Raw genomic sequence first — 7,758 nt, forward strand, 5'->3', positions numbered from 1 at the left:
ATCCGGGTCCGGCCGGTGGTGACCCACGCCCGGGCCCGCCACTGCTCCAGCACCCGGCTGACGGTCCGCCGGGACCCCAGGACCAGTCCGGCCAGGTCGTCCTGGGACAGGGGCAGGCCGATCACCAGCTCGCCCGACGTCCCGCGCCGGCCGTACGGGGCCGCGAGATCGAGGAGCAGCTCGGCCAGCCGGGCCGCGATGGAGTCCGCCCCGGCGGCGGTGCGGTGGCGGTCCGCCTCCCGCAGGCGGACGGAGAGGACATGGTTGACCGCCGCCGTGACACCCGGATGCCGCCGCGACACGGCGGCGAAGTCCTCGGCGGGAAGGCGCAGCGCGCGCACGGGGGTGAGCGCGGTGAGCGTGGCCGACCGGGCGCGGCCGTCCAGCCCGGACTGCTCGCCCAGCAGGTCACCGGGGCCGCGCAGGGCCAGCACCGCCCGGTAGCCGCCGGCGGACGCCGTGGTCACCTTGACGCATCCGCCGAGCACCACCAGCAGGTGGTCGCTGAGGTCGTACTGCCGGACCAGGTCCTCCGCGGGCGGGTGCCGGACCTCGTCCCCCGCCTCCGCGAGCGCCGCCCGCGCGGCATCGTCCAGCAGGTCCCAGAAGGTGGTGCCCCCGCTTCCGCCCGTCGGTTCCACGCCTCGTGGCCGCGTCATCGCCCGCCCTTCCCGCCCGTTCCGCTCCCGTCCCGTCCGCCCGGCCCGGAGCCGGGAGACGGTCAGCCGGCCAGTGCCGCCGCCGTGGTCACCAGGGCGCCCGCCACGGCGGCCGCCAGCGACAGCCGCACCAGCCGCTGCTTCTTCCACAGGATGCGGCTCATCCGGACCAGCTGGCGGGAGAGCGTGGGCAGCGGGTCCTGCTGGGTCAGCTGGACCACGAGCTCCTCGGGCTCCCAGTGCCGCAGATGGCCGTAGTAGACGATGTCCCCGGGCCGCGCGGTCACCGCCTCCCCCCGGTCCTGGCGGGGCACGACGGCCGCCACGGCGAGGACCGCGGACAGCCCCAGCAGGAGGGCCCCGGCCCACAGCAGGGCCACCGGGACGGCGCCCGAGACGTCGCCCAGAACCCGCCCGTCCCCGCGCAGCGTGACCAGTCCGGCCAGTGCGGCCGACTCCATGGCCAGGGCGAACGATGCCTTGGCGTCGATGGTCCTGGTCCACTCCGCCAGCGTGGCGTGCAACCGCCAAGCGGTCCCGACCGCTTTCTCCCGCTGCTCCTCCTGCGCCGGGTCCTCCTGCGGCCTGTCCTCCCGCGCCTGGTCCCCCTGCGCCCGATCCCCCCGCGCTTCGGACACGATCGCCCTGCCCCCCTCGTCCCGGTGCGCCACGACGGCCGCGCTCGTCATGGCGCCGCCGCGTGCAACGACGCTCGGGGAGTTACCCGCTTCACCGCTTGCGCAACCGCCGGTCCAGCGCGAGGGACAGCTCCGCCTGCACCACGCTCCGCGCCAGCGGACGCATCCGCTGCACGTCCTCCTCCGGCACGTGCTCCCCCACCAGCTCCGCGAAGAGGTCCGCGATCGCGTCCGCGTGCTCGCGGACCCGACGCCCCGCCTCCAGCACCGCCGCCAGCGGGATCCCCTCCCGCACCAGGGCGGACGAGGCGTCCAGCAGGTTCCGGCTGATGTGCACGAACTCCTCGCGGTCGACGGCGACGTAGCCGAGCTCCATCGCCGCGACCAGGTTCTCCGGGGACACCTCGCCGGCGAACCGCTCCGCCAGCTCCTCCGGGCTGAGCCGCACCGGCGTCTCCTCGGTGGGGGCCACCCCCAGCAGCTCCCCCACGCCCCGCCCGTGCTCGAAGGCCTCCGCCAGCTCGGCGATGCCGGTCAGCGTGTGACCCCGCTCCAGCAGCGCCGCTATGGTCCGCAGCCGGGCCAGGTGCCGGTCGTCGTACCAGGCGATCCGCCCCTCCCGCCGCGGCGGCGCCAGCAGCCTGCGCTCCCGGTAGAAGCGGAGCGTGCGCGTGGTGATGCCGGCCAGCCGCGCCAGTTCCTCCGCGCGGTACTCCCGCCCGCCGTCGCCGTCGTGTGCCACCGTCGCCGCCTCGTCCGTCACGTGGATCACCCTAGGCCGTACCGCCGGTAACTTTCCTGCGCGCGACCCCTACCCATCGGTACGCGCCTGCCCTACGCTCCGAACAGTGCCAGTGAACACTGGCACGGTTCGTCGGACCCAGGGCAACACTCAGCCAGACAGAGCGCAGGAGGCGGCGGGATGGCCGACTACGAGCACGAGCACGTACGGGTGGCGGTGATCGGCGCCGGGTTCGGCGGCCTGGGCGCCGCGGTGCGGCTACGCCGCGAGGGCGTCACCGACTTCGTCGTCCTGGAACGCGCCTCCGCCATCGGCGGCACCTGGCGCGACAACAGCTACCCCGGGTGCGCCTGCGACGTCCCCTCCCACCTGTACTCGTTCTCCTTCGCCCCCAACCCGGACTGGCCGCGCGCCTTCTCCGGGCAGCAGCACATCAACGCCTACCTGGAGGACGTCGCCGACACCTTCGGGCTGCGCCCCCACCTCCGCTTCGACTCCGAGGTCGCGCGCATGGCCTGGGACGGGCGGGAGCTGCGCTGGGTGATCGAGACCCGAGGCGGCGCCACCCTCACCGCGGACGTGGTGGTCAACGCCACCGGCCCGCTCTCCGACCCCAAGCTGCCGGACGTCCCCGGGATCGACTCGTTCCCGGGCAAGATCTTCCACTCGGCCCGCTGGGACCACGACTACGACCTCACCGGCAAGCGCGTCGCCATGGTCGGCACCGGCGCCTCGGCCATCCAGATCGTGCCCGCGATCCAGCCCAGGGCCGGCCGCCTCACCGTCCTGCAGCGCACGCCCCCGTGGGTGATGCCCCGCGCCGACCGCGCCATCGGCGCGCTCGAGCGCGGGATCCACCGCGCCGTCCCGCTCACCACCAAGCTGCGCCGCGGCGTCCTCTGGGGCATCCGCGAACTCCAGGTGCAGGCGTTCACCAAGCACCCCGACATGCTCGGCGTCGTCGAGAAGCTCGCCAGGGCCAACATGAACCGGGCGGTCAAGGACCCGGAGCTGCGCCGCAAGCTGACCCCGGACTACCGGATCGGCTGCAAGCGCATCCTGCTCTCCAACACCTACTACCCGGCGCTGGCGCAGCCGAATGTGGACGTGGTGGCGAGCGGCCTGGCCGAGGTCGAGGGCTCCACGGTGGTGGCCTCCGACGGCACCCGGACCGAGGTCGACGCGATCGTCTTCGGCACCGGGTTCCACGTCACCGACATGCCGATCGCGGAGCGCGTGGTGGGCGCCGACGGGCGGACCCTGGCGGAGACCTGGAAGGACGGCATGGCGGGCCTGCGCGGCACCACCACGGCCGGCTTCCCCAACTTCCTGCTGGTCATCGGCCCCAACACCGGCCTCGGCAACTCCTCGATGATCCTGATGATCGAGTCCCAGCTGAACTACCTCGCCGACTACCTGCGGCAGCTGGACGCCCTCGGCGGCCGCGTCGCGCTGGACGTCCGGCCCGAGGCGCAGGACGCCTGGACCGCCCGGGTCCAGGAGCGGATGAAGCGCACCGTCTGGAACACCGGCGGCTGCACCAGCTGGTACCTGGACGCGAGCGGCCGCAACACCACCGTCTGGCCCGGCACCACCGCCGAGTTCCGCAAGGCCACCCGCCGGGTCGACCTGCTGGAGTACGGCGTGGTCCGGCCCGCGCCCGCCCCCGCCGCGGCCGACGGCGACACGGGGACCGAGACCGCCGCCGTGGAGGCCGCCGCATGAGCAACCCCATCGACCACCTCACGACCCTGGGCCGCTACCAGCCGCCCGCGCCCGCCCGCGAGTCGACCGTCCTCTCCGCGGACGGCGCCCGGATATCCGTCGAGGTGCACGGTCCCGAGGACGCCCCCGCCGTGGTGCTGGCGCACGGCTGGACCTGCTCCGTCGCCTTCTGGGCGGCGCAGATACGCGACCTGGCCGGCCGTTTCCGGGTCATCGCCTACGACCAGCGCGGACACGGCGGCAGCCCGCTGCACGCCCCCGTCGGCACCGAGCAGCTCGCCGACGACCTCGAGGCGGTGCTCGCCGCCACCCTCGCCCCCGGCGAGAAGGCGGTGATCGCCGGCCACTCCATGGGCGGCATGACCGTCATGGCGGCGGCCGGCCGTCCCGTCTTCCGGGAGCACGCCGCGGCCGTCCTGCTCTGCTCCACCGGCGCCTCCGCCCTGGTGCCGGAGTCCACGGTGCTGCCGCTGAGGAAGGGCGGGGTCCGCACCTGGCTCACCGGGCAGATCCTGGGATCCCCGCTGCCGATCGGCGGCCGCCCCACGGCGGTCAGCCGCAGGATCCTCAAGTACGGCACCATGGGCGCCGGTTCGACGCCGCAGATGGTGGAGGCCTGCGCCCGCGTGGTGCACGCCTGCCCCACCCGGGCGCGCCGCGCCTGGTCCCGCGTGCTCGCCTCCCTCGAACTGGCCGAAGGGGTACGGCGGCTGGACGTCCCCACCGAGGTGATCGTGGGCGCCGTGGACCGGCTGACACCGCCGGTGCACGCCCGTAGCCTCGCCGGGGAACTGCCCGACTGCCTGGGCCTGACCGAACTGCCCGGCATCGGCCACATGACCCCCGTGGAGGCGCCGGACGTGGTCACCGACCGCATCGCGTCCCTCGCGGCCGCCCACCTGCCCCCCGGGACCACGGCGGGCGGGAAGACCGAGAAGCCCGGCACGACCAAGGAGAGCGCCGCATGAGCAAGGTCAACCTGGAAGGGCGGGTCGCCGTCGTCACCGGCGCCGCGCGGGGCGTCGGCGAACTGCTGGCCCGCAAGCTGTCGGTGCGCGGCGTGAAGGTCGCGCTGGTGGGCCTGGAGCCGGAGCGGCTCAAGGAGGTCTCCTCCCGCCTCTACGCCGAGAGCGACTGGTGGCACGCCGACGTCACCGACCAGGACGCCATGGACCGGGTGGCCGCCGAGGTCAAGGAACGGTTCGGGCGGATCGACATCGTCGTCGCCAACGCGGGCGTCGCCACCGGGGGCCCGCTGGCCGGCTCCGACGCGGACGCCTGGCGCCGGGTCATCGAGGTCAACCTGATCGGCTCGGCGGTCACCGGGCGGGCCTTCCTGCCCGCGCTGCTGGAGACCCGCGGCTACCTGCTGCAGATCGCCTCGCTGGCCGCGCTCACGCCCGCCCCGATGATGTCGGCCTACTGCGCCTCCAAGTCCGGCGTCGAGGCGTACGCGCACTGCGTGCGGGGCGAGGTCGGCCACAAGGGCGTCGACGTGGGCGTCGGCTACCTGTCGTGGACCGACACCGACATGGTGCGCGGCGCCGACCAGGACGACGTGATGCGCGAACTGCGCAAGCGGCTGCCCTGGCCGACCAACAAGACCTACCCGCTCGGTCCCGCCGTGGACCGGCTGGTGGACGGCATCGAGCGGCGCTCCGCGCACATCTACGGCCAGTGGTGGCTGCGCGGCATGCAGGCGGTCCGGGGAGCGCTGCCCACCCTGATCGGCACCGTCGGCCCGCGCGAGGTACGGCGCTTCGACGACCGTCTGGACGAGGTGCGCCCCGGGCTGGTGGGCGCGGGAGGCGCCGCCGACGAGCAGGAACGGACCGCCCGGCACACCGGGTGATGATCGAAATGCGCTGCGTGAACGGCCGTGTCACGCTGGTCGGGCCCCGAACCCCTCACCACTCTTGGGAGTGAACAGCATGGGCATCAAGGACCAGTTCCAGGACAAGGCCGAGCGTCTCCAGCAGGAGGCCGGCCGGCGCATGGGCCAGGCCGGCGAGCAGATGGACCGGAAGAAGGACGAGATGGGCGACCGCGACCGCTCCCCGTCCCGTGAGCGCTCGCCGCAGCGCGAGGACGAGCGCTCGCGCCGTTCGCCGTCGGAGGACGACATCTACGACGACGACACGATCTGACGCAGGCCCGGAGCGGCGCGCGCGGCCCGGTCCCGCGCGGCGGCCCGGCCGCACAAGGGCGCCCCTTCCGGGGCGCCCTTCGCGCGCTCCCGGCGGCTCTACAGGTCGTAGACCACGGTCACCGGCGCGTGGTCCGACCAGCGCTCGGCGTGGGTGGCGGCCCGCTCGACGAAGCCCTTGACCGCCCGGTCCGCGAGCCCCCGGGTCGCCGCGTGGAGGTCGATGCGCCACCCGGAGTCGTTGTCGAAGGCCCGGCCCCGGTAGGACCACCACGAGTAGGGCCCCTCCACGCCCGGGTGCAGCGCGCGGACCACGTCCACGTAACCGCCGTCACCGGGGGACAGGACGCGGGTCAGCCACTCCCGCTCCTCCGGCAGGAAGCCGGAGTTCTTCCGGTTGGCCCGCCAGTTCCTCAGGTCCGCCTCCGCGTGGGCGATGTTCCAGTCCCCGCAGACCAGCACCTCCCGCCCGTCGGCGGCGGCGCGCTCCCGCAGGTCCTTGAGGTACGGCAGGAAGGCGTCCATGAACCGGTACTTCTCGTCCTGCCGCTCGGTCCCGGCCTCGCCCGAGGGCAGGTAGAGGCTGGCGACCGTGACGCCCGGCAGGTCGGCCTCCACGTACCGCCCGCTGCCGTCGAACTCGGCGGACCCGAACCCGATCCGCACCGCGTCCGGCTCCCGGCGCGTGTAGAGCGAGACCCCGGCCCTGCCCTTGGCGGCGGCGGGCGCGTGGGTGACGTGCCACCCCTCCGGCGCGCCGGCCGCCCCCGGCAGCTGACCGGGCTCGGCGCGCACCTCCTGGAGGCAGAGCACGTCGGCGGAGGTCTCCGCCAGCCACTCGACGAAGCCCTTCTTCGCGGCGGCGCGGAGTCCGTTGACATTGACGGAGGTCACGGTGAGCACCGGAGAACAATACCGGCACACTGGACGGGACCCGCCCGCCCGTTCCCTCCCCGCGCACAGAAGTACGATCCCCGCCATGAACATCCGCACCGTCCCCTTCGACCACCCCGACGCCGTGAAGCTGAACGACGAGGTCCAGGCCGAGTACCAGCGCCGTTACGGCGACGGCGGCGACGCCACCGTCCTGCACCCCGACGACTTCCGCCCGCCGCACGGCCTGTTCCTGATCGCCTACGACGAGCACGACCGCCCCGTCGCCACCGGCGGCTGGCGCACCCAGGACGAGAACGGCGAGGGCAACCGGGACGGTGACGCCGAGCTGAAGCGGATGTTCGTCGTCGAGCAGTGCCGGGGGCTCGGGCTGGCGCGGCGGATCCTCGCCCTGCTGGAGGAGGACGCCCGCGCGGCCGGGCGGGTCCGCATGGTCCTGGAGACCGGCGACCAGCAGCCGGAGGCCATCGCGCTCTACGCCTCCTCCGGGTACGAGCGCTGCGAGAAGTTCGGCTACTACCGCACCTACGACTCCAGCATCTGCATGGCCAAGCAGCTGTGACCGCCGCCCGCCCCGCCCCGTCCGCCGTGGACGCGGCGGGGCGGAAAGGCACGGCACGGCACGGGACCAACAGGACCAAGGGGTGACGGGCGAGGTCCGGGGAACGACGAAGGTCCCGCCGATCGTGAGATCGGCGGGACCTTCTTCGTGCAGTGGACCTGAGGGGATTCGAACCCCTGGCCCCCTCGATGCGAACGAGGTGCGCTACCGGACTGCGCCACAGGCCCTTGCAACGAGTGAAACTCTAGCATCCCCATCCGGGTGCTCGGAAATCCGATTCCCGCCGGTCCCCGCAGGCCGCAGGAGGCAGGACGGTTCCCGCCGGGTCTACTCGTTGGCCGCCCTCGGCCGGTCGCGGTCGGCCTCCGCGTACTGGTCGAAGAGCGGGGTGC

At 73.9% G+C, this 7,758-nt stretch carries 9 protein-coding genes and 1 tRNA gene; 5 read left to right on the forward strand and 5 right to left on the reverse strand.

Features of this window, described 5'->3' with window-relative positions:
• The 3 genes from A2U95_RS12305 to A2U95_RS12315 all read right to left on the reverse strand — a co-directional run.
• Positions 1-659: Crp/Fnr family transcriptional regulator (locus A2U95_RS12305; RefSeq protein ID WP_166022164.1), on the reverse strand; the 659-nt coding region annotated here is incomplete at its 3' end.
• A 62-nt stretch (positions 660-721) separates the two neighbouring features.
• The gene (locus A2U95_RS12310) at positions 722-1,348 is read right to left on the reverse strand and encodes a Pycsar system effector family protein (protein ID WP_166022165.1); all 627 of its coding nucleotides are present in this window, start codon (positions 1,346-1,348) and stop codon (positions 722-724) included.
• A gap of 40 nt (positions 1,349-1,388) precedes the next feature.
• A complete protein-coding gene (locus A2U95_RS12315; protein WP_240957294.1) occupies positions 1,389-2,060 on the reverse strand; it encodes a MerR family transcriptional regulator in 672 nt (223 codons plus the stop codon).
• 159 nt (positions 2,061-2,219) lie between these two features.
• Here A2U95_RS12315 and A2U95_RS12320 point away from each other — a divergent pair, with 159 nt between their 5' ends.
• From A2U95_RS12320 to A2U95_RS12335, 4 genes are all read left to right on the forward strand, one after another.
• Entirely contained in the window at positions 2,220-3,764 is a 1,545-nt protein-coding gene (locus A2U95_RS12320) for a flavin-containing monooxygenase (protein ID WP_166022166.1), read from the forward strand.
• The gene (locus A2U95_RS12325) at positions 3,761-4,732 is read left to right on the forward strand and encodes an alpha/beta fold hydrolase (RefSeq protein WP_166022167.1); all 972 of its coding nucleotides are present in this window, start codon (positions 3,761-3,763) and stop codon (positions 4,730-4,732) included. Before A2U95_RS12320 ends, A2U95_RS12325 begins: the two co-directional genes overlap by 4 nt.
• Positions 4,729-5,616: an SDR family oxidoreductase gene (locus tag A2U95_RS12330; RefSeq protein WP_166022168.1), complete on the forward strand. Its 888-nt coding sequence runs from the start codon at positions 4,729-4,731 to the stop codon at positions 5,614-5,616. The genes A2U95_RS12325 and A2U95_RS12330 overlap by 4 nt, the downstream gene beginning before the upstream one ends.
• A 79-nt stretch (positions 5,617-5,695) precedes the next feature.
• Positions 5,696-5,911 (forward strand): hypothetical protein, encoded by a 216-nt coding sequence (locus tag A2U95_RS12335; RefSeq protein ID WP_166022169.1) that lies wholly within the window; start codon positions 5,696-5,698, stop codon positions 5,909-5,911.
• A 98-nt stretch (positions 5,912-6,009) separates the two neighbouring features.
• Here the strand turns inward: A2U95_RS12335 and A2U95_RS12340 are convergent, their stop codons facing one another.
• Entirely contained in the window at positions 6,010-6,813 is an 804-nt protein-coding gene (locus A2U95_RS12340) for an exodeoxyribonuclease III (RefSeq protein WP_166022170.1), read from the reverse strand.
• A 76-nt stretch (positions 6,814-6,889) separates the two neighbouring features.
• Between A2U95_RS12340 and A2U95_RS12345 the strand changes: the two genes are divergently transcribed.
• Entirely contained in the window at positions 6,890-7,366 is a 477-nt protein-coding gene (locus A2U95_RS12345; protein ID WP_166022171.1) for a GNAT family N-acetyltransferase, read from the forward strand.
• A 153-nt stretch (positions 7,367-7,519) separates the two neighbouring features.
• On the opposite strand, the gene A2U95_RS12350 is transcribed toward A2U95_RS12345, so the two are convergent.
• Positions 7,520-7,593 (reverse strand) — tRNA-Ala (locus A2U95_RS12350).
• Between the last annotated feature and the right edge of the window lie 165 nt (positions 7,594-7,758).

Source organism: Streptomyces chilikensis, from assembly GCF_001642695.1.
In the GTDB taxonomy this organism is placed as follows: domain Bacteria; phylum Actinomycetota; class Actinomycetes; order Streptomycetales; family Streptomycetaceae; genus Streptomyces; species Streptomyces chilikensis.

Coding starts and splice junctions, on each gene's coding strand:
- A2U95_RS12310 (WP_166022165.1), bottom strand. CDS start 1,348: ATGACGAGCGCGGCCGTCGTGGCGCACCGGGACGAGGGGGGCAGGGCG.
- A2U95_RS12320 (WP_166022166.1), top strand. CDS start 2,220: ATGGCCGACTACGAGCACGAGCACGTACGGGTGGCGGTGATCGGCGCC.
- A2U95_RS12325 (WP_166022167.1), top strand. CDS start 3,761: ATGAGCAACCCCATCGACCACCTCACGACCCTGGGCCGCTACCAGCCG.
- A2U95_RS12330 (WP_166022168.1), top strand. CDS start 4,729: ATGAGCAAGGTCAACCTGGAAGGGCGGGTCGCCGTCGTCACCGGCGCC.
- A2U95_RS12335 (WP_166022169.1), top strand. CDS start 5,696: ATGGGCATCAAGGACCAGTTCCAGGACAAGGCCGAGCGTCTCCAGCAG.
- A2U95_RS12345 (WP_166022171.1), top strand. CDS start 6,890: ATGAACATCCGCACCGTCCCCTTCGACCACCCCGACGCCGTGAAGCTG.